The organism is Rhizobium sp. BT04 (genome assembly GCF_030053135.1).
In the GTDB taxonomy this organism is placed as follows: Bacteria; Pseudomonadota; Alphaproteobacteria; order Rhizobiales; family Rhizobiaceae; genus Rhizobium; species Rhizobium binxianense.
In genome coordinates, this window is sequence record NZ_CP125652.1 from 4,210,308 (window position 1) to 4,232,295 (window position 21,988).

Genomic DNA, 21,988 nt, shown 5'->3' on the forward strand with positions numbered 1-21,988 from the left:
CATATGCGAAGTTGATCAGGAGGTGTGTTATGACCAGTCTCTTCGATGGAATGCCCGAATCCTCGCTACGGTCGAAATGGGTATGGTTCGTCGGCCTCGGCGTACTGCTTCTCATCTGCGGCCTCATCGCTCTCAGCAACCTGTTGATGGCGACCGTCGCTTCGGTCTTTTATGTCGGCATGCTCATGCTGGCAGGCGGCCTCATCTATCTCATCCATGCCTTCCAAGTGCGCGGCTGGGATCATGTGCTCTTTTGGGCTTTGAGCGGCGTGCTCTACTTGCTTGCCGGTATCTGCGCCTTCATCAATCCCATCTTCACCTCGGCGGCCTTGACCCTGTTGCTGGCCATTGCGCTGCTCGTGGCCGGCATCTTCCGTCTCTGGGTCGGCATGCGCATGCGGCCACTCAAGGGCTGGGGCTGGATCACCGCAAGCGGTCTCATCACTGCGCTTGCCGGTTTCGTCATCGCGCTCGGCTGGCCGGTGAACAGTCTCTGGATCCTCGGCCTTTTCCTGGCGGCAGATCTCATCGTCCAGGGCTGGATGATGATCGCTTTCGGCTTCGGTATCCGCAGTTGAAGCTGTGGAAATCGGCGTTCCGGCCGTTCTTTTTTGACAAGGGGATGACAGGGGATTAGACTTTAGGGGTTAGGGCTTGGTCCGAGCACGCGGATCGTCCTATGTGCGAATGCACCAAGGCACCGGCTGATATCGCCGAGAATGCTGAAAATGGTCATGCGTCCCCCAAAGGCAGGGTTCTGCCTGATCAGAAAGGGAGGAAGTTCATGCCGATGGTCACCGTTTCCATCTCTCCGCAACAGGCAGCGGGTATCCGCGCCGCCGTCGACAATGGCGGTTATGCCTCGAGCAGCGAGGTCGTCCGCGAGGCGCTGCGCCTCTGGGACACCGCTCGGAAGCTCAACGAATTCCGGGACGATGTTCTGGGCGACGAGGGCGCGCCATCCGGCGGCAGATGCGTCGCCGACATGTTCGCCGATCACGAGGCGGAGCGCCGTCGCTCCGCCTGAGCAAGCATTTGATTGCATTGGAAAAATTGAATGGGCCGGAACGCGTGGGTGCCCTGCGCGTTTCATAAAACTTTCACATTGGCGAAAGGGTTCATTGATCCTTCTGCGGCAAGTTCCGGACGAAAAAGAACAAGTCACAGTGGAGATCGGCCCACATGAAGACTGGAACGTCTGCGGCTGCCGCCGTCGAGCCCGGCGTCCTGCGCCGCTATGCCAGCGATCAGATCGTCACGCTGGCCAAGCTGGTGGTCGAGAACGCCTTCCAGCCGATCGTCGAGGCCGGCACCGGCACGGTTTTCGGTTATGAATCGCTGATGCGCGGCCAGGAACGCATCGGCTACGACACGCCCCTCGACATCCTCGACGAGGCCCATCAGGCCGGCCAGCTGCTGCAGTTCGAACAGATGCTGGCGAGCCGGGCGCTCGCCAAATTCGCCACGCTGTCGAATTTTTCCACCGCGACATTGTTCCTCAATCTCGATGTCCGGCTGATCCCGCATGGCGAACGCCTGGTCGAGAACCTGCTGCAGGATCTGCGCAAGGCCAATATTCCGCCATCCTCCGTCTGTTTCGAATTCTCCGAGCGGTTCGACAATACCAGCGTGCCGGAATTTGCCGGCCTGGTTTCGAAGCTGCGCAAGGCCGGCTTCAAGCTGGCGATCGACGATTTCGGCGTCGGCCATGGCGAGATGAAGCTGCTTTGCGATTATGCCGTCGATTACCTCAAGATCGACCGGCATTTCGTCGCCGAGATCGACCGCAGCCCGCGCAAGCGCCATCTGTTGAAGAGCATCGTCAACATCGCCCATGTGCTCGGCACGCGCGTCATCGCCGAAGGCATCGAGACCGAGGCCGAATTCATCGCCTGCCGCGAATACGGCGTCGACCTCGTCCAGGGTTGGTTCGTCTCCCGCCCGACGACGCATTTATCGGAGCTGGCGTCGTCCTTCCCGCATCTGCAGGAGCTCGGCAAAGGCAAACGGGGCAGCCAGTCGCTCGACGAAATCCTGATCCGCAAGCAGATCGAACTCCTGCCGACGGTTTACGAGAACGACAGCATCGACAGCGTTTTCGAACTCTTCCGCCGCAACCCGCGTCAGGCTTTCTTTCCCGTCCTCAACGCCAATGACGAGCCGCGCGGCATCATCCACGAGCATCATCTCAAGGAATATATCTACCAGCCCTTCGGCCGTGATCTCCTGAAGAACAAGATGTACGAGCGCAGCATTTCCCATTTCGTCGAGATGGCGCCGATCGTCGGCCTCGACAGTGATGCCGAGCAACTGATGGCGATCTTCGCCAATATGGAAGGCAGCAACTGCCTGATCCTGACCGACAATATGCGTTATGCCGGCGTCGTCTCCGCCGCCTCGCTGATCAAGGTCATCAACGAGAAGCAGCTGAAGACCGCCCAGGACCAGAACCCGCTGACCGGCCTGCCGGGCAATCGCGCCATTCGCGATTTCATGCGCCAGTCCGGCCGCGACGGCGATGAGGTCCGCCACTTCTGCTATTGCGATTTCGACAATTTCAAGCCGTTCAACGATGCCTACGGCTTCCATCTCGGCGACCACGCGATCTCGCTGTTTGCCGCGCTGATGCGCCGCTATTTCTTCGCCGAGCGCCATTTCCTCGGCCATGTCGGCGGCGACGATTTCTTCATCGGCGTCGTCGGCTGGACGCAGGAGGAATTGACGGAAATTCTCGACCGGCTGATCGGCGATTTCCATGACGACGTGCTTGATCTCTATTCCGAGGAACACCGCGCCGCCGGCCGCATCCTCGGTCACGACCGCACCGGCGCCGAAGCCCTGTTCCCGCTGATGCGCTGCTCGATCGGCGTCATCGAACTGCCGGAAGGCCTCGTCATCGACGATATCAACCGCGTCAGCGCCGAAATCGCCGTCATCAAGTCGGCCGCCAAGGACAGCGACGAAGGTCTGGTCTTCCATCTTCTGCAGCCCAGCGCGTCTTTCTGAGCATGCCGCGCAAAACTGTGCAGCGGTTTTGCAGCAACGATATGCGAGAAAATAAAGACCTGACGCGCAAGTTGCACGGATGCCGCGGGCGAGGCGAATTGACGCCCTTGCCACTTCCAGCCTTCCCAAGCCTCCGGGGCTGATTTATTCCGGTTGCTTCGGATCAGGGAGGGTCGGGTCATGTCACTGCCTCAGCAAATGCGTTTCGTCGATCTGCCGTCCTTCGGCGGGCCGGAGGTGATGATGATCGGCAAGCGGCCGCTGCCGGTGCCCGGTCAAGGCGAGGTTTTGGTGCGCGCCGAGGCTATCGGCGTCAACCGCCCCGATGTCGCCCAGCGTCAGGGCAGCTATCCCGCGCCCAGGGATGCGAGCCCGATTCTCGGCCTGGAACTTGCAGGCGAAATCGTTGCGATCGGGCCCGGCGTCAGCGGCTATCGCATCGGCGACAAGGTCTGCGGCCTGGCCAATGGCGGCGCCTATGCCGAATATTGCCTGCTGCCGGCAGGCCAGATCCTGCCCTTTCCCAAGGGTTATGACGCGGTCAAGGCTGCCGCTCTCCCGGAGACCTTCTTCACCGTCTGGGCCAATCTCTTCCAGATGGCCGGGCTGACGGAAGGCGAGACGGTGCTGATCCATGGCGGCTCCAGCGGCATCGGCACCACGGCGATCCAACTTGCCCGCGCCTTCGGCGCCGAGGTCTATGTGACGGCCGGCTCACGCGAGAAATGCGAGGCCTGCGAGGCGCTCGGCGCCATGCGCGCGATCAACTATCGGACCGAGGATTTCGCCGAGGTGATCAAGACAGAGACCGGCGGCGGCGTCGATATCATCCTCGATATGATCGGCGCCTCCTATTTCGAGCGCAACCTCGCCTCGCTGGCAAAGGATGGATGCCTGTCGATCATCGCCTTTCTCGGCGGCGCGCTCGCCGAAAAGGTCAATCTGTCGCCGATCATGGTGAAGCGCCTGACGGTGACCGGCTCCACCATGCGCCCGCGCACGGCGGAGGAAAAACGCGCCATCCGCGACGATCTGCTGTCGCAGGTCTGGCCGCTGTTGGAGTCCGGCTCTGTTGCCCCTGTTATCCACAAGGTCTTCGCCTTCGAGGAGGTCATCGAGGCGCACCGGCTGATGGAAGACGGCAGCCATGTCGGCAAGATCATGCTGCGTTTGGGCTAGAGCAATTCCAGCAGGAGAAAGCACTCTCAGCGCGTCCTGCTGGAGGCGCGGCGCCCGAGCGTCAGGGATATGCCGACGGCGAGGACCCCCGGCAGCGCCATCAGCAGATAAAGCCAGCGCGCCGCTGCAAGCGCGCCCGATATGCCGCCGGGATCGACGAGGCCGGCGCCATTGGCGATGACGCCTGAGAAGGCGGCCCCGAAGGCGCCGCCGAGCGAACTCATCGTCGGAATCGCCGAAGAAGCCTTGTCCTGTTCGCTGTCGGCCACGAGCGTCAGCACCATGGCGACGAGATGCCCCCAGCCGAGACCGATGCCGAAACCCATCATGAACATGCCGATCGCCGCCGGCACGATGACGAGCATATGCGCCGAGGGATTGTCGCTGGCGAGGAAGAAAGCCAGCGATGCGGTCGCTGCCGCCTCGATCAGCGTCCCGATGACGATCGCGGCGTGCGCTCTGCTGCCGGTCAACGAGCCGCCGAGGAAGGCCGCAAACGTCCAGCCGAGCGCAACCAGCGCCACGAGGTAGCCGGAAATGATCGGCGTCACCCCGTGCAGGACCTGCAGGAAATAAGGAATGAAGACGTCGCTGACGAGCACGACGGTGACGGCGAACATCGTCAGGTAAACCCGTGAAATCGGCGTGGAAAGGCTGGCGGCGCCGGAAGGCAGCAGGCGGTTGCGGCTTCGCCGCTCGACGGCAAGCATGGCCGATACCGCGGCGACCGAGGCGGCGATCAGCACAATTTTTGCGCCCGTCATTTCGATCGTGCCTGCCGTACTGACCATCAGCACGGCCGCAAGCAGCAGCCCGATCTGCACGACCGGCGTCTTGACCTGTTCGCGGTCGTCCTCGACCTCAGGCAGCAGCCGCGGCGCCAGAACCGCCATCACAAGGCCGAGCGGCACGAGCACGATGAAGGCGTAGCGCCAGCTGCCGCCTGAGGAAAAGAAGCCGCCGAGCGTCGGCCCGACGACGGTCGCCACGCCCCAGATCGCCGCATAGAGTGTCGAGGCCTTCGGCCATAGCGGCTCGGGATAGACGAAGCGGATGAAGGCATAGCCGAGTGCTGCCAGCGCACCTGTCGAAAGACCCTGGATGGCACGGCCGATCAGCACCACCGGCATCGACGGGGCGGCTGCGGCAATCAGGCTGCCGACGCCGAAAACCAGCGCGGCGATGACATAGACGGCGCGAAGCGTGATCCCGCGCGGCCGCATGGCGACGAAGATCGAGCCGAGCACGGCAGCGGCGACGAACAGGCTGGTGACCCAGGAAAACAGCGCCAGCCCGCCGATATCGCGCACGATCGAGGGGGCGATCGTTGCGGTGATATAACTCTCGACCGCATAGAGCGCGACGCCGCCGGCAAGCATCAGCGTTGCCGGCAGATGCCGGGGCAGGAAAAGCGCCAGAACGGAGCTCGACTCCGGAATGGCGGCGGTCTGATCGATATTCGACATGGGATGATTCCCCGAGGTTTTTGCTGGCGAAGAATTATTTTCCAAGTTATAAATTGGAAAATTACATGCTGCGTCGATTAAAACAAGACTTGACTTGGAAAATATGCGCCAATCCCCCGCCAACCGGATTCTGATCCTGATAAAGACCGACGGCCCCCAGCTTGCCGCCGCCATCGGCGATGCGCTCGGCATTTCGGGCGAGGCTGCCCGCCAGCAGCTCGCCAGGATGGCGGAGGAGGGGCTGGTGGAACCGGTGACCGTTGCCGCTGCCGGCAGGGGACGGCCGCGCCAGCTCTGGCATCTCACCGCCGCCGGCAACCGCCGCTTTCCCGACGGCCATGCCGAATTGACGGCAAATCTGCTCGGCACACTGGTCGAACAACTCGGCCCGGCAGCGCTCGACGCCGTCATCTCGGCCCGCGAGGCCGAGACGCTGCAGCGCTATCGGCAGGAACTGGAGAGGGCGGGCGACCTCGCCTCGCGTGTCGAGGGCCTCGCCGCCATCCGCACCCGCGAAGGTTATATGGCCGACAGCTGGCGGGAGGCGGACGGTTCGTTCATGCTGGTCGAAAACCACTGCCCCATCTGCGCGGCGGCGGCCGCCTGCGCCGGCTTCTGCCGCTCCGAACTCGAAACCTTCCGCGCCGTCCTCGGCGCCGACGTCGAGCGCAGCGAACACATTCTCGCCGGCGCCCGCCGCTGCGCCTACCGCGTAACCCCGCATTGAGGCGGAGCGATCGGAAACCCGACGCGTGTCACGCCGGCTGGCGCACCTGCCGGCGGCTGCTTTCGAGATAGAGCAGCACCCCGATCGATGCGAGACCGGCGGCCGCGCCGACGAAGGCGGTGCCGGAATAATCGGTGATCGCTGTGCCGAAGGCGAAGAGCCCGGCGCTGATGCCGGTCCCGATGAAGGTGTTGAGCGAGAGCAGCGAGGTTCCGAGCCCCGGCCGGTCGGCGATCAGGTCCTGCAGATAGGTGATCGGCACGCTGAGGATCGCCGCGGCGCCACAGGCATTGAGGAGGAGCAGCGCATAGATGTGCCAGGGCGCGGACGCAAAACCGAGCAGCAGCAGATAGGCGCAATAGATCAGCGCGCCGAAGGCGAGCACATGCACGGTGCGGAAGTGCCGTTGCGCCATGCCCCAGATCATCATGAACGGCATTTCGAGAAGGGCCGTCAGCCCGGCGATGAAGCCGACATCGACCACGGTTCCACCAGCCGCATGGGTGATGATCAGCGGCAGGAGCATGCTGTTCAGCCGCTGCAGCCCGAACAGCAGCGCCATGACGATGACGCGCACCAGCACATAGGGCATGAATATCCGTTTCAGCGACGCAAAGAACCCGGGCTGATCGGGGGACGGACCGGCAGTGCCGTTTCCGGGCGCGAAGAAGAAATACAGGCAGAAACAGCTGAGGCTTGCGAAGGCCGCGATCCCATAGGCCGGCGTCATCGACGGCGAGTTGACGAGATAGAGGCCGATCATCCCCGGCGCCAGTGCCCATGAGCCGGAAAACAGCGCCCGCACCGTTGCGGTGATCGCCGCCCCCTGGCCGCGGTCCATCTGATTGGTCCTGGCGCGCAGGCTGGCAAACAGCAGCGAATAGCTGGAATTGCTCATCGGCACCAGCAACAGGGTCGAGACGATGAAGACGGCGGGACTGTGGATGATCGCGATCGACCCGAAGCCGAGCATGCCGGCGACCGAAAGCCCCAGCACCAGCGGCCGGCGCTCTTTCAGCCTGTCCGACCAGATGCCGAGCGTCAGGCTCGTCGTGACGTTGACGATTGCCGAGAAGAAGATCAGCGCCGAATAGGTGCCATTGCCAAGGCCGAGTTCGTTGATCCCGATGATCGACTGATAGGGCGCGGTCGAGGCATAGGTGAAGGCGAGCGCGACGAGGGTCACGGCCGGAATGCGAATCCTGTTGTCGCCAAGGATCAAGGAGAAAGTGGATGACATGGGATGGTTCCTGATGCACCACTCTTAGCTGCATCGGACACATCAGAGAAACGATAGTTTTCGATCGCTTCGGTCAATTTATGTGATGAATGTTTGGGGATGTGATTGCCGTCGGAGTCCGCAACGGGGGCTGAACGCCTCAGAATTTCGCGACCAGATTGGAGAACCAGAAGTCGATTTGCCCCACGGGAAGAACGTGTCCCAAAAAAGCGGCCAGAGCTGAGGTGGTGAATATCAACACCAGTCCAAGAAGGACTCCAAGGGCGATTCCGACGCTCGCCTTTGCGGGCCGGCGTGCCAACCAACACGCTAAGCTCAGAGAGACAATCGTGAAAAGTGCCAACAAAGTGGACTCGGTGATAGATATGCCCGATTGCAAAATAATTCCTTGGAATGTGAACCGGGTTGCACGATAGCGTCTCGATGCGCCGAAACTCAAGGCCTGGGATGGCGGAGGTTGCGGGCTGCGGCCCACCAACACTCGCCGCCTCCGGCGTAAATGCTCGCCGTGCCCGCAACCGATTGACTCTATCAATCTTCTGCCCTTAGTGCTCGCCGGGGTTGATCAATTGGATGGGGACAATGAAATTTCGCTTTGTTGGCGCTGTTGCGCTTTCTTTCGCCGTTGCAGGTTGCAGTAGCGTTGCTCCTGACGGTCGGCCGCTCATTCAACACTTCTTTCGGGATATTGTGATGAGGGGATGTGGTTTCCAGATGACATGGGAATCGGCGAGACAAGCCACAGACACCTTTAAGCCAGTCATACCGACTGACAGAGAACGCATGACTGACAGAGGCCTCATGAGAGCTGCGATTGCAATTTGCGGCAAGGCGAAACCCGGAAATAAGAGCAAAGCCATCGAAGTCCAGGTTCCTGACAGTGGCGGTGTCCTGCGTAAAATCGTTGTTGAAAGAGAATAGAAAAGCGCAGACCGGAAGGTAGGCGTTCGCGATATCGATGGGCCGAGACCACAAAAGCCCCTTCATCCGGCTGCCGGCACCTTCTCCCCGCTTGCGGGGCGAAGGGGGATGCCGCGACCTCTCCGTTCCTCGCCAACTTTTCGCAGGGCACGTCCCCTCTCCCCGTTTTACGGGGAGACGGTTAGGGTGAGGGGCAGCCTAACCCCCGTTGGCTTTCGCCGCGTGACGCGTTATGCCTGCCCATCCCGCCAGCATCCGGACAAGAGCTCATGACCAATCCCGTCACCGTCGAAGTCACCCGTGGCCTGCTCGTCGAAAGTCGCCATCGCGGCGTGGTGGCTGTCGTCGATGGCGACGGCAGGCTGGTCTTCTCGCTCGGCGATATCGACGCCGCGGTCTTTCCGCGTTCGGCCTGCAAGGCGATGCAGGCGCTGCCGCTGGTCGAGAGCGGCGCTGCCGATGCCTATGGTTTCGGCGACAAGGAATTGGCGCTGGCCTGCGCCTCGCACAATGGCGAAGACGAGCATGTGGCGCTTGCCGCCTCCATGCTCGCACGTGCCGGCCGCAATGCCGAAACGCTGGAATGCGGCGCCCACTGGTCGATGAGCCAGAAGGTCCTGATCCATCAGGCCCGCACGCTCGATGCGCCGAATGCGCTGCACAACAATTGCTCGGGAAAACATGCGGGCTTCATCTGCGCCTGCTGCCATCAGGATCTCGATCCAAAGGGCTATGTCGGCTACGAGCATCCGCTGCAGGTCGAAATCCGGGCGGGGATGGAAAGCCTGACCGGCGCCGTGCTCGGCGCCGAGAGCTGCGGCACCGACGGCTGCTCGATTCCGACCTATGCCGTGCCGCTCAGAAGCCTTGCCCACGGTTTTGCCAAAATGGCGACCGGCGCCGGCCTGGAGCCCTTGCGCGCCAAGGCATCCCGCCGGCTGATCGAGGCCTGCATCGCCGAGCCCTTCTATGTCGCCGGCACCGGCCGCGCCTGCACCGCGTTGATGCAGATCGCCCCCGGCCGCATCTTCGTCAAGACAGGCGCCGAGGGCGTCTTCTGCGCCGCGATCCCGGAAAAGGGCATCGCCATCGCGCTGAAATGCGAGGACGGCACGACCCGGGCCGCCGAGGCGATGGTGGCGGCCACACTCGCCCGGTTCTTCGAGACCGAGGACGAGGTGCATGCCGCCCTGATGGCCCATGCCGCCACGTCGATGCGCAATTGGAACGGCATCCATGTCGGCGATATCAGGGTCACCTCCGCCCTGACCGCATAAGCGCTGAAGCGCATATTTGCCGGCGAGCTGAGCATGGATGCCGCAAGGGCAGGGCAGCCCGCAGGGTCCTCACGCTGTGGCGATCGTGCCGTTGAGATCGCGATAGGGTTTCAGCCGCTCGACCGTCATCTCCATCGGCACGATCAGCCCCGCCACCTCGGAAACGCCGAGCACCGGGCAGGGCGAGACGAGGTCGAACTTCTCCTCCGTCAGCAACACATGCGTTTCGGCCGCGCAGCGGGCGATATGGCGCTTGATCGCCGCCTCCTCGAAATCGCCGGTGGAAAGCCCGTGCACCGGATGGGCGGCGGTGACGCCGAGGAAGAACAGGTCGGGGCGAAGCTGCGAGATCGCCGCCGCCGCCGCCGCGCCTGTTGCCACCATCGAATGTTTATAGAGCCGCCCGCCGGCCAGGATCACTTCGGCTGTCGGATGGTGCTCCAGTTCGGCGGCGATCGTCGGGCTGTGGGTCGCAACCGTCAGCGGCATGTCGCGCGGCAAGCGCCTGGCGATCTCCGCCGTCGTCGTGCCGCCGTCGAGGAAGATCATCTGGCCCGGCCGGATCATTGCCGCCGCCGCGGCCCCGAGCCGCGCCTTGATCTGTGATGAAACGCTGCGCCGCGCGGAAAAATCCGGCAGATCAGGCGAAAGCGGCATCGCCCCGCCATGCACCCGTTTCAACAGCCCCTCGGCCGCCATTTCCCGGAGGTCCCGCCTGATCGTGTCCTCCGAAAGCGAAAAATCCTCGGCGACGCGCTTGGCCACCACCTGGCCGTCACGGCGCAGGATATCGAGAATCAGGGCCTTGCGTTGCGTCGTCAGCATCGTCTCTCCGCACGAAAATGAACGAGATGGCATGATATTGCACGAAGTGACTCGACATTCAAGAAATATCGTGCATTTTCACGCTATCCCGCGCATGAAGCCAGGAGTGTGCTCACGCATAAGCGGAGCGAAGGAGTGGATCATGTTGATTTTGATTGCCGGCCCCTACAGGTCGGGAACGGGTGACGACCCGGAAAAGATGGCCGCCAACCTGAAGCGGCTGGAAGCGCCTTCGCACGCGCTCTTTGAAGCCGGCCACGTGCCGATGATCGGCGAATGGGTGGCCCTGCCGATCTGGCGCGCCGCCGGCGGCAAGTCGGTCGGCGATGTGCTCTACGAGGAGATCTTCCACCCGGTCGCCGGCCGGCTGCTTGAACTCTGCGAGGGCGTGCTGCGTCTGCCGGGTGAATCCAAGGGCGCCGACAACGACGTCCGCATCGCCAGGGACCGCGGCATCCCGGTCTGGCACCGGCTGGAGGATGTGCCGGGCTGCGGGTGAGCGGCGCCTGTTTGCTCCGGAGAAAGAAGAGGCGCCTATCGTATCCGGCTGCGTTGGCTGACAAGGCAATCTCAGGTGCCATGTGCAACCGGCTAGATAGTTGGGAGGGAACGGAAAGGGTGCGGCATGTCCCTTCTCCCCGCGCGCGGGGAGAAGGTGGCGGCAGCCGGATGAGGGGCGCGACACGGCACACCGATCATACCCTCACACCCACCTTCGTCCCGACGGAAGATCAAACCACCAATCTCCGCAGTTCCGGCGCACCGACCGCTACGCTATAACCCTTGCCGAAAGGGAGTCGACAATCATGCTGACACTATATTACGCGCCGGGAACCTGCGCGCTCGCAAGCCTTATTGCCCTGGAAGAATCCGGCCTGGCCTTCGAAACAAAGAAGATCAGCATCCGCGATGGCGAGCAGCGCCTGCCGGACTACCTGAAGATCAACCCGAAGGGGCGGGTGCCGGCGCTGGTCACCGACCGCGGCGTGCTGACGGAAACGCCGGCGATCCTCGGCTTCATCGCCGCAAGCGCGCCGGCCACGAAACTCGCGCCGCTGGACGATGCCTTCGAAATGGCGCGGCTGCAGGCCTTCAACAGCTATATCTGCTCGACCGTGCATGTAAATCATGCCCATCGCCCGCGCGGCTCGCGCTGGGCCGACGATCCGGCCGCCATCGAGGCGATGAAGGCCAAGGTGCCGCAGAATATGGCCGATTGTTTCACGCTGATCGAACAGACGATGTTCGAAGGCCCTTGGGTGATGGGCGAGGCCTATTCGCTCGCCGATCCCTATCTCTTCGTCATGACCGACTGGCTGCCGTCGGACGGCGTCGATCCCGCCCGCTTCGAAAAGGCGAGCGACCACCACGCCCGCATGCTGCAGCGTCCGGCCGTCCAGCGGGCACTGGCCTACGATCGCGGCTGATACATGGCGATTCCGGACGGAAAACAGCTCGAGTCGGCCTAATTCAGCCATTTTTTCGCTCGGGAAGAACGAGCCTAAAGCGCGTCGCGATCTTTCAGATTCGCTCCTCGCGCTTTAGCTCTTTGTTTTTACGCATGTCTCGGCAAAAGCGTTTCATGCTTTGCCTGGCAAAGTCGCTGCATACTTTTGCGCGACATGCTCTAGGAAGGCACGGCGTCCGAATTGGCGGCGACCGGTGCGAAGCGTCCGTTGAGAGCCTGTTGCAGCTCATCGTCTTGCCAGCGATCAGGATACGGCACTTCCCAGGTCAACCGACGCAAAGCTTGCAGGCTGAGCCCGCTATACCCCAATTGATCGAGGCGAAGGAGTAGCAAACAGGGGTCCGACTGGACCATCAGCCGCGCCGAGCCGCTAACCTGGTTCAAAACGGCGAGCATTGCTGCGTATGACTTAAATCCAAACGAGGCAGCCAGGGCTTCGTCGGCATGCGATGATCTGATCTTCGGATACTGATTTCGAAGGGCCTTTTTCAGAGTGGCTATATTGGAGGGAGAAAACTTAATCGTGGCGTGCATCATCATCGGACGATCCGTTGTCTTGGCCGAAGTCTGCCGATTACGCCTCGACCTATGTGGACACGGTCGTCATTCATCAACAATCACCCTTTAACCCGGCAGCAGGTTGGGAGAGGCGCCCAAAACCGAGCATAGCAACCGGTTTAAAGGCCTGCAAGAAGGGCTCCGCCAGGGAATGTTGAAAGGCGGCCTTCATCTGCTGTCACACGATCTCGTCAAGGGGCGGCGCTACATCAGAAGCTCGCGCCGCGGCTTGGCGTATTGGCGCGCGTTTCGACCGCATCCGCAAGTTCCTCGTCCCGGGCGGGACCGCCGAGCAGGTCGTCGACCAGCGTCGGCCGACCGGCGCGCAAGGCATCGTAATCGCGGGAGGACAGCACGACAGCCGCGGGCTCGCCGCGCAGTGTGATCAGTTGCGGCCCTGCATCTCGCTCGAGCGCAACGGATTTGATCCGCACCGGCGGGCGCATTGATCCCGAAGACGGCCTTTTTTCCGCGCGACATGCATTAAGAGCGCGCCGGATATCCAAACCGCTCGGCAAGCTTCTTCGGCGCCCGGAACAGCCAGGCGCCGATCAGCCGCAACCGCAATTCCTCGTCGCCGATCATGGCGGCGCGCACCGGCAGATGCGGCCAGCCGACATAATGGTCGGTCTGGAAGTAGATGTCGGGCGCCATCTCCAGCAGGTGATCCTTGTCGTCGAGCGAAATCGAGATGATGATCGTTTCGGCGTTCTTCACCGCGACAAAACTCTTGCCGCCGACCTTCAGGGCCGGATGGCCGTAGGAGGTGTTCTCCTCGACATCGAGCAGGCCGGCTTCCGCCGCCAGCCGCTTCAGGCGCTCGAAGATCTCATCGACATTGTCGGCCATGCCAGCCCTTTCCGTCAGGGCGAAACCTAGCACATCTTCACGCGCATTTCGCCAGCCTCGGCTTGGCCTCCGTGGGAAAGCCGGCCGGCATCCCGAGCGGCAGATCGGCGATCTCCCGCATCGACATGCGCTCGACCTCGGGATGCCGAAGCGGGTCGTCCTTCCAGGCCGGAGCAATGTCTGCGCCTTCCACCTGAACGGTATCTCTCAAGAAAAACTTCAGCAACGACATGGCATGCCTCGCTTTCTCAAGCGGTGAGGGATCTCAACCGCATGCTGCAATGTCACCTCTGCCAGGCGGATTTTCAATTGAGATTAATGCGGTGCTGCTATAGAAAAACTATATGAAGAACTTGAATATGGTGCATCTCAACGGCCTGCGGGCGCTCGAAGCCGTCGGTCGTCTCGGCTCGCTCCAGGCCGCCGCCGATGAGCTCGGCGTCTCGGTCGGCGCCGTCAGCCAGCAGGTTATCAAGGCCGAAGCCCAGCTCGGTCAGGTGATCTTCGAGCGTACCGCAAGGGGCATGATCGCCACCGAAGCCGGCCGGCCGGTGCTCTTGGCGCTCGACGAGGGGTTCGCTCGGCTTTCGGCGGCGGTATCGATCGCAAGCCGCAAGGACGATACGATCCTGACCATCTCGGTGGCGCCGGTTTTCGCCGCCCGCTGGCTGGTCTGCCGGCTCGATCGCTTCGCCGAGCGTCACCCGGATATCAAGCTGCGGCTGGATGCAACGACCAATCTCGTCAGTCCGGCGCTTTGCGATGTCGATATCGGCATCCGCGTCGGCACCGGCAAATGGCCTGACGTGAAGGCCGAACTGCTGCTGGAACAGGAGGTCTTTCCCGTCTGTTCGCCTGAGATGGCGGCGAAATTGCAAGAGCCCGCCGATATTCTCGCCCTGCCTGCCATCATCGATGACCATGCCATGTTCCCCTGGGAGGTCTGGATGCGCGCGGCCGGACTGTCAGGCGCGACGCTGGCAACGCGCCACGTCTTCAACGATGCCTCGCTCTGCCTCGATGCGGCGATCGCCGGGCAGGGCGTCATGCTTGCCTGGCAGACCCTTTCCGGCTTTGCGCTCGCCGAAGGCCGGCTGGTCGCCCCCTTCGGCATTCGCGCCCGGACTGGCTTCGGCCACTACTTCGTCACCGCCGAAGGCATTCGCGAGCCGAAGAAGGTCAAGGATTTCAAGGCCTGGATCCGCGAAGAGATGGCCGGCACCGTCGCGCTTTTCCGGTAATCTTCATATCTCGATCGGCTCCCTGCCGCGCGTCGCCTGCATCGCCCGATAGGCCGGCCGGGACTGGCAGCGCTCGATCCAGGCTTTGACATTCGGATGCGCATCGAACAGGGCCTCTTCGCTCTGGGCATAGCGCAGCACCTCGGCGAGGTTGAGATCGGCAACCGTGAAGCGGTCGCCGACGATCCATTGCCGGCCGGCAAGGTGGCTTTCGAGGACCGCCAGCGGCCGGCGCAGCGAGCGGCAGGCAACGGCGATCGTCTCCTGGCCGCCGTCGCTGTTTTCGAGCTCGTTATCATAGGTCAGCACGATCTTCACCGTCTGCGGCTCGACCTCCGCCGCCGCCCAGACCGTCCACATCGTCAGCAATCCGTCTTCCTCGACGGTTTGGCCGGAAAGCGGCCCGCCATGTCTACGCGCGAGGTAAAGATTGATCGCCAGCGACTCGTGCATGACGAGGTCGCCATCCCGAATGCTGGGGATTTGCGCCATCGGGTTGACGGCGATGAAATCAGGCGAGTGCGTGTTGAGCGGCGCTTCGGGCGCCAGCGGATCTGCGAGCCGCCTGGCCTGCAGCACCGGCACCGACTGAAATTCGAGCCCAAGCTCCTCCGCCATCCAGTAGACGCGTGAGGCGCGCGATCGATAGACCCCGTAGATTGTCAGCATGAACGTTTCCCCGCGATGTTGTGCGAGCAAGGGTAAATGCCGGATCGGCCTCGGAAAAGTCCGTGGCGCTGATAGGACGATGAAAGCTTTTGATAGCAAACAAGTCCCGCAAAAGTGCGTCGCGGTTTTGCGTCCGGAATTGCGTCAACGTCGCGGCCGACAGTTCATGGCCGCGAATTCCGAATACGCCCTCTAGGCATCTCTCGGCAGCACCGAGCGAACCCTTGCGATGAAGACATGGAAGTCCTGCATGAAGGTGTGAAGGAACTTGGCGGTGGCCTCGTTGGTGACCTCGCCGTCATCGGTGATCAGCCCCGGTGTGAACTGAATGTAGGCTTCCGGGGCATTCATCTGGGGAGAGTTGCAGAAACTCAGCACGCTGCGCAAATTCTGCTGGGCGACGGCTGTGCCGATCGCGCCCGGCGACGTGCCGATCACCGCGGACGGCTTGCGTGTGAACGAGTTGGTGCCGTAGGGGCGGCTTGCCCAGTCGATGGCGTTTTTCAGCCCGCCGGGTATGGATCGATTGTATTCGGGCGTGACGAACAGCACGGCGTCGACGGCCGCGATCGCCGCCTTGAATGCCTTGCCGGCCGGAGGGTAGTCGGCGTCATAGTCGTAGCTGTAGAGCGGCAGATCCTTGAAGGATATCTCCGACATATCAAGTTCCGGCGGGGCGAACCGCACCAACGCCTTGGCGAGCTTGCGATTGATCGAACCCTTGGCGAGGCTGCCGATGAGATAACCGACTTTATGTGTGGTCATGGCGTTCTCCCTCTTGTCCTTTGATCGCAGTCGCTATTCGCCGAGGAACGTGACCGTCTCGGCAAGCGGGGCGCGGCCGGTACGGGCGTAACTTACGTTGGGGTCCTCGTAGCCGATCGACATGCCGCAGAAGAGGATGAGCCCGTCCGGGGGTGACAGGGCCTCCGCCACCGTCTCGCGAACCTGCGACCACGCCATTTGCGGGCAGCTGTGCAGCCCTTCGGCGCGGAGCAGCAGCATGACGGTCTGCAGATACATGCCGACGTCGGCCCATTGGGGCAGGCCCAGGTCACGGTCGATGTAGCAGAACAGCGCGGCGGGCGCGCCGAAACAGTTCCAGTTGGCGATTGCCGCCCGTTGGCGCGCCTCCCAGTCCTCGCGCGCAATGCCGAGTGCGCTGTAGCGCTCCTTGCCGAAGGCGGATCGGCGCTCGCCATAGGGGGGCTTCAGCGCGGACGGGTACATCTCGTACTGCCGCTTGTCCCAGGCGTCGCCGTGGGCCACACGCTCGACGGCCGATGTCTTGAGCTCGGCCAGCGGTGCGCCGGTCATCACGTAGGTGTTCCACGGCTGGATGTTCGATCCCGATGGCGACCAGGCTGCGGCCGACAGCACACGCTCGAGCACCTCCCGCGCCACCGGCTTGTCTTTGAACCCGCGCACCGAGCGTCGACTTTTGACTGCCTCATATACATCCATGATCGCCTCCACGCCGCCGGCTTCGTTTCGTTCAAACACCCTGCGGTCGTCCAGTTCGGCCCCGACCGAAAGCGGTCAGTAGTCCCAGAAGATCGGCACCCAACGAAAGGCGTCGCCTTCGATCGCCACATGGCCGATGGATGGGAAGGGCAGGTGAGTCGCCACCAGCAGCTCGCCGCTTGCCGCCAGCTCCTGCAGAAGACGGATACGGACGCGAGCCGCCTCTTCCGGGTCGTGTTCGAAGCCGTTGAACCAGTCGGGATGCTCGAACCCGACCGCGAACACAGCATCGCCGGCAAACATCAGCCGGTCGCTGCCGGACGCCAGGCGGATCACGCTGTGCCCGGGAGTGTGGCCGCCGGTGCGGGTGACGACCACGCCCGGCGCCACCGTGTACTCCTCCTCGAACGTCTGCAGATGGCTGCCGTACTCTTCCGCGAACTGCTTGGCCGCCCGCCGAAGCGCGTCCGGGAACCCCGGCGGCATGGAGACGTGGGAGAAATCGGGCGCGGTCCAGAATTTGACCTCAGCCGCCGCCACGTGGATTCTGAGGTCCGGACGCAGCTGCTCCTTCACCCCGTCGACGAGCAGCATGCCGATATGGTCCATGTGCATGTGGGTCAGCACCACGTCGGTCACCGACGCAAGATCGATGCCGGCGGCCTGAAGTCGATGGGCCAGTTGCCCGGCCCGCGGCAAGTTCAAGTTCGGGTCCGATCCCAGCCCGGCATCGAGGAGAATGGTTCGGCCGCCGCTGCGCACCACGACCACGTTCAGCCCCCAATCGAGCGTCTCCGTCGGCAGGAAATTATAGTCCAGCCAGGCCGACCGCAGGGCCGGGTCGGCGTTGTGGCCCAACATCGCGCCTGGCAGCGTCAGCACGCCATCGCTGACCACCATGACGTCGATGTCGCCGATCTGCAAAGAGTAGCGCGACGGAACCAGTTCGTCGGGTTTCGGGCTACCGGGGCGTGCGATATTGTCCATATTCGTCTCCTCCTGACTGTCCGTTGCTGATGTGGTTCATTATCTCCATTCGCGCTGGAGACGGAATCACACCCAGGTCTAGGAGGCGTACGTCAAACGTATATCAGGCTATTGCCCTAAGGCAGTCTCTGTCACGGAAATGACATGAAAACAGAGAGATAGAGAATTTTTATGGCGTCAGTGACGCAAATGCTCTCGTCAGGAGGCGCGGTTTCGCTCGACGGTCAGTTGCGCATAGGGGGCGCCGCCGCCGGCCATCTCGCCCGACACCTTCTTCTCCCACGCAAAGCCTAGAACCGCCCCTTCGGCGGTCTCCTGAAAGATGTTGTCGGTGATGACGGCGGTGCCGGCGCCGTCGGCGACCGAGACGGCGCATCCCACCGGCGCCTTGCGCACCACATTCCCTGTCACAACGACGTTTCTGAGATAGGGACCCCAACCGATCTGCATTCCCCAGCGCGGTGCGCCTTCTATCACATTGCCTGAAATCAGCGTATCGGCCTCCGCCGCAATGCCGATGCCGAAACCGACCTCGTGCTGGTAGGGGCCTTTCAGCGTCAGATTGCGCACGACATTGCCGGTGACGCTCGCCAGCCTGCCGCCTTCGTCGAAATTGGCGATCGAGATGCCGTTCGCCGCCCCGTCGATCATATTGGCGGAAACCACCGCGCCCTCGTAGGCGAATTCGACATAGATCGCCGTCTCGCCGGATCGCCGGCACTGATTGCTGTTGATCTGAATGTCCGAGGCCGAATTGGCGCGGATCGCCGTGAAGGCGCAGTCGGAAATCAGGTTATTCACCACCATCACGCCGTCGGCGCGGAAGATATTGATGCCGTTGCCGTTCTGGCCGGTGCCGCCGTCATTGGCGCGGATGTTGGAGATGCGGTTGCCGGAGACCACCGTGCCGTCCTCCGCCTTTTTCCAGCGATGCACCAGGATGCCGCCATTGCCGCAATCGGCGATCGTATTGCCCGTGACCGACAGATTGGCTGAATCGACGGCATAAAGCCCGGATTGGGCGGCACCGGAAATACGGCTGCGCTCGAGCCGCCCGCCGCAGCGCTCCAGCTGCAACCCGTGTTTGCGGCTGCCGCCGATCTCGCAGTTGTCGATCAGCACCTCGTCGACGCCGGTGAATTGGACGAGCCCGCCGGCATAATCGCCGAGCCAGCGGTTGCCGCCGTCGATGACCAGATTGGAAAGCTCGATGCGACGCACGTTCTCGGCCGAAAACAGGTGACCTTCGCCGGTATAGACGATCCGCGAGGCGCCGGGCACGCCCGTGATGCGGGTATTGTCGGGCAAGGCAAGATTGGAGACCTTGTAAGTGCCAGGCGGCAGGAAGACCGGCACGTTTTCGCGCGCCGCCTGTTCGATCATCTGCTGCAGGTTGCGGGTCTTGCGGTCGCCGCTTTCGGGAATGGCGCGGTATTCCACCGCGTCGATTGCACCGCGCAGATCGGGCTCGGCAACAGCCGTCAGCGGCGAGGCAAATGCGCGCGAGGTTCCTCCTGCAACGGCCGAGGCGGCGAGAAAGAAAAGCATGTCGCGGCGTGAAGGCATCCGGGGCTCACATGTCATGACGCGCCCGTAGCAGGAAATGTGCCAGATGGGCTTGTGTTTTTTTGGTGCAGGCCGGCCGAATTGCCGTTACCGCTGCCGCCGACGGCAGGATATCGCCGCCGATATTGTCCTCTTGTTCACCCTTTCATTTAAGCAAGCCGAAGGGAATGAGGACTACTTTGAGGGGAATTTTAGGGATTATGCGGGTACGGCTTTCGGCCGCCGGGGAGAATGGCGTCATGCACGAACCGAGTGTCAGGCGATGGGAATCGGCCGATGCCCTGTCGGCCGAAACGCGGCGCATCGTCGCCGCGACGGAGGCGATGATGGCCTCGACCGCCCATCACCTCTCCGAAGGCATCGAAAACCTGCGCCTCAAGGAAATCGTCCATGAACTTCCGGATTTTCTCTACGTCAAGGATCGCGACAGCCGCTTCGTCTTCGCCAATGCCGTCACCGCCAGCAGCCTTGGCGTGGAGAGTGCGGCGCTGATCACCGGCAAGCGCGATTTCGACCTGTTCGATTTCGAGACGGCGCGGCGTCATTTCGATATCGAGCAGCAGATCATGGCGACGGGCGAAGCCCGCATCGACATGGAGGAATCATACGTCGTTCCCGGCAGCAGAAAACAGATATGCCGGTTGACCTCGAAGATACCGCTGCGCAACGATCGCGGCGAGGTCATCGGCCTGATCGGTGTGTCCCGCGATATCACCGAGCGCAAGCTTCAGGAGGACCTCCATCGCGGTCAGGCGAAACTGCTCGAAATGATCGCCCGCAACGAGCCGTTGCCGATGATTCTCGAAGCGCTGGTGCTGATGATCGAGGCGCAGCTGACCGATATCGACGGCTCGGTGCTGCTGCTCGACGGCGAGGGCACCAGGCTGTACCACGGCGCGGCGCCCAATCTGCCCGGCGGTTACAGCCGCCTCATCGACGGCGTCACGATCGGTCCCAAGGTCGGCTCCTGCGGCACCGCCGCGTGGCGCGGCCAGGCGGTGATCGTCGAAGACATCATGAGCGATCCGCTCTGGGAGGATTTCCGTGCGCTGGTTGCCCCGTTCGGTTTCCGCTCCTGCTGGTCGACGCCGATCGCCACCGCGCAGAACAACGTGCTCGGCACCTTCGCGCTCTATTCCAGGGAGGTCCGCCGTCCAACCGAGTATGAGATGACGCTGGTGGCGCTCGCCACCCACATCGCCGGCATCGCCATCGAGCGCAAGCGGGTCGATGACCGCATCCATTTCATGGCCCATCATGACGATCTCACTGGCCTGCCGAACCGCGCTTTCCTGAAGGAACGGCTGGCGAATATCCTCGACCAGGCGCGGCGCAACAACCGCAAGGTGACGGTCGCCTATATCGATCTCGACAATTTCAAGGACATCAACGACGGCCGCGGCCACGCTGCCGGCGACGAGGTGCTGAAGGAGATCGCCACCCGCATGGCCAACAGCATCAGGGCGTCCGATATGGTGGTGCGTCTCGGTGGCGACGAATTCCTCGTGGTGCTCGTCCACCAGTCGAGCCATGATGCTGGCATCACGCGCCGACTTCGCGAGCTGCAAAAGGCGATCAACCGGCCGGTGCGCGGCGCCGATGGCGAGATCATCGTCACTTCGAGCATCGGCGTTGCCGCCTTTCCCTTCGAGGGCGCAACTTCGGAAGAGCTTCTCGCCAATGCCGACCGCGCCATGTACCGCGCCAAGGAGCTCGGCCGCAACACGTTGCAGCACTACGATGGCGGCGGCACGCCTGTGGGAATGCCGCTCGGCGAGCAGGAGGAACTGCATCTGGCGATCACCGGTCACCAGCTGTTCCTGCAATACCAGCCGCAGGTCGATGTCGCCACCGGCCGCATCACCGGCATCGAGGCGCTGGTGCGCTGGAACCATCCGGCCAAGGGCAGGGTGCCGCCGGTCAATTTCATTCCGCTTGCCGAAGAGACCGGCCTCATCGTTCCCCTCGGTCTCTGGGTGCTGAACGAGGCCTGCCGCCAAGCGCGCCAGTGGCAGGATATGGGGCTGACGCCGCTGACCATCGCCGTCAACGTCTCCGCCAAGCAGTTTGCCGATCCGGATTTCGCAACCCACGTCGCCGAGGCGCTGGAGCGCCACCGCCTGCAGGCGCGCTGGCTGGAGCTTGAGGTCACCGAAAGCGTGGTGATGCAGGATGCCGAACGGGCGCTCGCCATGATGGAATCGCTGCGGGCGCTCGGCGTGCGCCTGTCGATCGACGATTTCGGCTCCGGCTATTCCAGCCTGGCGGCGCTGAAGACCTTCCCCTTCGACCGCCTCAAGATGGATCGGTCGCTGGTCGAGGCGTTGCCCGGCGACAAAACCGCCGTCGCCATCGCCTCGGCCGTCATTTCGCTGGCGCAGACGCTGAAGCTTTCGGTGCTCGCCGAAGGTGTCGAAACCGACGCCCAGATGGATTTCCTGCGTCGCGCGCGCTGCGAGGAGGCGCAAGGCTACCGCTTCTCCAAGCCGGTCTCCCCGGAGGAGATCCCGGCATTGCTGCGGGGGCGGGGGCTCTGACCCTCACT

General features: G+C 62.8%; 23 protein-coding genes. 11 read left to right on the forward strand and 12 right to left on the reverse strand.

Going from position 1 to position 21,988, the window contains the following annotated elements; all coding sequences use genetic code 11:
* Positions 1-29: 29 nt before the first annotated feature.
* The 4 genes from QMO82_RS28900 to QMO82_RS28915 all read left to right on the forward strand — a co-directional run bounded on the left by QMO82_RS28900 (position 30) and on the right by QMO82_RS28915 (position 4,185).
* Positions 30-578: an HdeD family acid-resistance protein gene (locus QMO82_RS28900; RefSeq protein ID WP_183606099.1), complete on the forward strand. Its 549-nt coding sequence runs from the start codon at positions 30-32 to the stop codon at positions 576-578.
* Between the two features lie 206 nt (positions 579-784).
* The gene (locus QMO82_RS28905) at positions 785-1,027 is read left to right on the forward strand and encodes a type II toxin-antitoxin system ParD family antitoxin (RefSeq protein WP_126826347.1); all 243 of its coding nucleotides are present in this window, start codon (positions 785-787) and stop codon (positions 1,025-1,027) included.
* A 155-nt stretch (positions 1,028-1,182) separates the two neighbouring features.
* Positions 1,183-3,006: a GGDEF domain-containing protein gene (locus tag QMO82_RS28910; RefSeq protein WP_183606100.1), complete on the forward strand. Its 1,824-nt coding sequence runs from the start codon at positions 1,183-1,185 to the stop codon at positions 3,004-3,006.
* A 180-nt stretch (positions 3,007-3,186) separates the two neighbouring features.
* Complete coding sequence (locus QMO82_RS28915) at positions 3,187-4,185, forward strand: NAD(P)H-quinone oxidoreductase (protein WP_183606101.1); 999 nt, start codon at positions 3,187-3,189, stop codon at positions 4,183-4,185.
* Positions 4,186-4,211: 26 nt separating this feature from the next.
* Here the strand turns inward: QMO82_RS28915 and QMO82_RS28920 are convergent, their stop codons facing one another.
* Positions 4,212-5,651 carry an MFS transporter gene (locus QMO82_RS28920; RefSeq protein ID WP_183606102.1) on the reverse strand — a complete coding sequence of 480 codons (1,440 nt, stop codon included), beginning with the start codon at positions 5,649-5,651 and terminating at the stop codon, positions 4,212-4,214.
* A 94-nt stretch (positions 5,652-5,745) separates the two neighbouring features.
* Between QMO82_RS28920 and QMO82_RS28925 the strand changes: the two genes are divergently transcribed.
* Positions 5,746-6,378, forward strand: coding sequence for a metalloregulator ArsR/SmtB family transcription factor (locus tag QMO82_RS28925; RefSeq protein WP_183606103.1), 633 nt, complete (start codon positions 5,746-5,748; stop codon positions 6,376-6,378).
* 28 nt (positions 6,379-6,406) lie between these two features.
* Here the strand turns inward: QMO82_RS28925 and QMO82_RS28930 are convergent, their stop codons facing one another.
* Positions 6,407-7,618: an MFS transporter gene (locus QMO82_RS28930; RefSeq protein ID WP_183606104.1), complete on the reverse strand. Its 1,212-nt coding sequence runs from the start codon at positions 7,616-7,618 to the stop codon at positions 6,407-6,409.
* Positions 7,619-8,200: 582 nt separating this feature from the next.
* On the opposite strand from QMO82_RS28930, the gene QMO82_RS28935 reads away from it, so the two are divergent.
* Together QMO82_RS28935 and QMO82_RS28940 are read left to right on the forward strand one after the other, a co-directional pair.
* Positions 8,201-8,539 carry a hypothetical protein gene (locus QMO82_RS28935; protein WP_183606105.1) on the forward strand — a complete coding sequence of 113 codons (339 nt, stop codon included), beginning with the start codon at positions 8,201-8,203 and terminating at the stop codon, positions 8,537-8,539.
* Between the two features lie 269 nt (positions 8,540-8,808).
* Entirely contained in the window at positions 8,809-9,816 is a 1,008-nt protein-coding gene (locus tag QMO82_RS28940) for an asparaginase (RefSeq protein ID WP_183606106.1), read from the forward strand.
* 69 nt (positions 9,817-9,885) lie between these two features.
* On the opposite strand, the gene QMO82_RS28945 is transcribed toward QMO82_RS28940, so the two are convergent.
* On the reverse strand, positions 9,886-10,641 hold the full coding sequence (locus QMO82_RS28945; RefSeq protein WP_183606107.1) for a DeoR/GlpR family DNA-binding transcription regulator: 756 nt from the start codon (positions 10,639-10,641) through the stop codon (positions 9,886-9,888).
* Between the two features lie 142 nt (positions 10,642-10,783).
* Here QMO82_RS28945 and QMO82_RS28950 point away from each other — a divergent pair, with 142 nt between their 5' ends.
* Complete coding sequence (locus QMO82_RS28950; RefSeq protein WP_183606108.1) at positions 10,784-11,140, forward strand: DUF4406 domain-containing protein; 357 nt, start codon at positions 10,784-10,786, stop codon at positions 11,138-11,140.
* A gap of 307 nt (positions 11,141-11,447) precedes the next feature.
* Positions 11,448-12,068: a glutathione S-transferase family protein gene (locus QMO82_RS28955; RefSeq protein ID WP_183606109.1), complete on the forward strand. Its 621-nt coding sequence runs from the start codon at positions 11,448-11,450 to the stop codon at positions 12,066-12,068.
* A gap of 200 nt (positions 12,069-12,268) precedes the next feature.
* Here QMO82_RS28955 and QMO82_RS28960 read toward each other — a convergent pair whose 3' ends face one another.
* The 4 genes from QMO82_RS28960 to QMO82_RS28975 all read right to left on the reverse strand — a co-directional run bounded on the left by QMO82_RS28960 (position 12,269) and on the right by QMO82_RS28975 (position 13,748).
* Positions 12,269-12,649, reverse strand: a complete 381-nt coding sequence (locus QMO82_RS28960; RefSeq protein WP_246718199.1) for a hypothetical protein — start codon at positions 12,647-12,649, stop codon at positions 12,269-12,271.
* Between the two features lie 227 nt (positions 12,650-12,876).
* Positions 12,877-13,101 (reverse strand): type II toxin-antitoxin system prevent-host-death family antitoxin, encoded by a 225-nt coding sequence (locus QMO82_RS28965; RefSeq protein ID WP_272783215.1) that lies wholly within the window; start codon positions 13,099-13,101, stop codon positions 12,877-12,879.
* Positions 13,102-13,150: 49 nt separating this feature from the next.
* Positions 13,151-13,516 (reverse strand): MmcQ/YjbR family DNA-binding protein, encoded by a 366-nt coding sequence (locus QMO82_RS28970; RefSeq protein ID WP_183606111.1) that lies wholly within the window; start codon positions 13,514-13,516, stop codon positions 13,151-13,153.
* 37 nt (positions 13,517-13,553) lie between these two features.
* The gene (locus QMO82_RS28975) at positions 13,554-13,748 is read right to left on the reverse strand and encodes a hypothetical protein (protein ID WP_183606112.1); all 195 of its coding nucleotides are present in this window, start codon (positions 13,746-13,748) and stop codon (positions 13,554-13,556) included.
* A gap of 112 nt (positions 13,749-13,860) precedes the next feature.
* Between QMO82_RS28975 and QMO82_RS28980 the strand changes: the two genes are divergently transcribed.
* Positions 13,861-14,757: a LysR substrate-binding domain-containing protein gene (locus QMO82_RS28980; protein WP_183606113.1), complete on the forward strand. Its 897-nt coding sequence runs from the start codon at positions 13,861-13,863 to the stop codon at positions 14,755-14,757.
* Positions 14,758-14,760: 3 nt separating this feature from the next.
* Here the strand turns inward: QMO82_RS28980 and QMO82_RS28985 are convergent, their stop codons facing one another.
* From QMO82_RS28985 to QMO82_RS29005, 5 genes are all read right to left on the reverse strand, one after another.
* On the reverse strand, positions 14,761-15,426 hold the full coding sequence (locus QMO82_RS28985; RefSeq protein WP_183606114.1) for a glutathione S-transferase family protein: 666 nt from the start codon (positions 15,424-15,426) through the stop codon (positions 14,761-14,763).
* A 192-nt stretch (positions 15,427-15,618) separates the two neighbouring features.
* Positions 15,619-16,191: an NADPH-dependent FMN reductase gene (locus QMO82_RS28990; protein WP_183606115.1), complete on the reverse strand. Its 573-nt coding sequence runs from the start codon at positions 16,189-16,191 to the stop codon at positions 15,619-15,621.
* A 33-nt stretch (positions 16,192-16,224) separates the two neighbouring features.
* Entirely contained in the window at positions 16,225-16,890 is a 666-nt protein-coding gene (locus QMO82_RS28995) for a nitroreductase (RefSeq protein ID WP_183606658.1), read from the reverse strand.
* Positions 16,891-16,965: 75 nt separating this feature from the next.
* Positions 16,966-17,877 (reverse strand): MBL fold metallo-hydrolase, encoded by a 912-nt coding sequence (locus tag QMO82_RS29000; RefSeq protein WP_183606116.1) that lies wholly within the window; start codon positions 17,875-17,877, stop codon positions 16,966-16,968.
* 198 nt (positions 17,878-18,075) lie between these two features.
* Entirely contained in the window at positions 18,076-19,443 is a 1,368-nt protein-coding gene (locus tag QMO82_RS29005; RefSeq protein WP_183606117.1) for a TIGR03808 family TAT-translocated repetitive protein, read from the reverse strand.
* Between the two features lie 239 nt (positions 19,444-19,682).
* Here QMO82_RS29005 and QMO82_RS29010 point away from each other — a divergent pair, with 239 nt between their 5' ends.
* Entirely contained in the window at positions 19,683-21,980 is a 2,298-nt protein-coding gene (locus QMO82_RS29010; RefSeq protein WP_183606118.1) for an EAL domain-containing protein, read from the forward strand.
* The last annotated feature ends 8 nt before the right edge of the window (positions 21,981-21,988 follow it).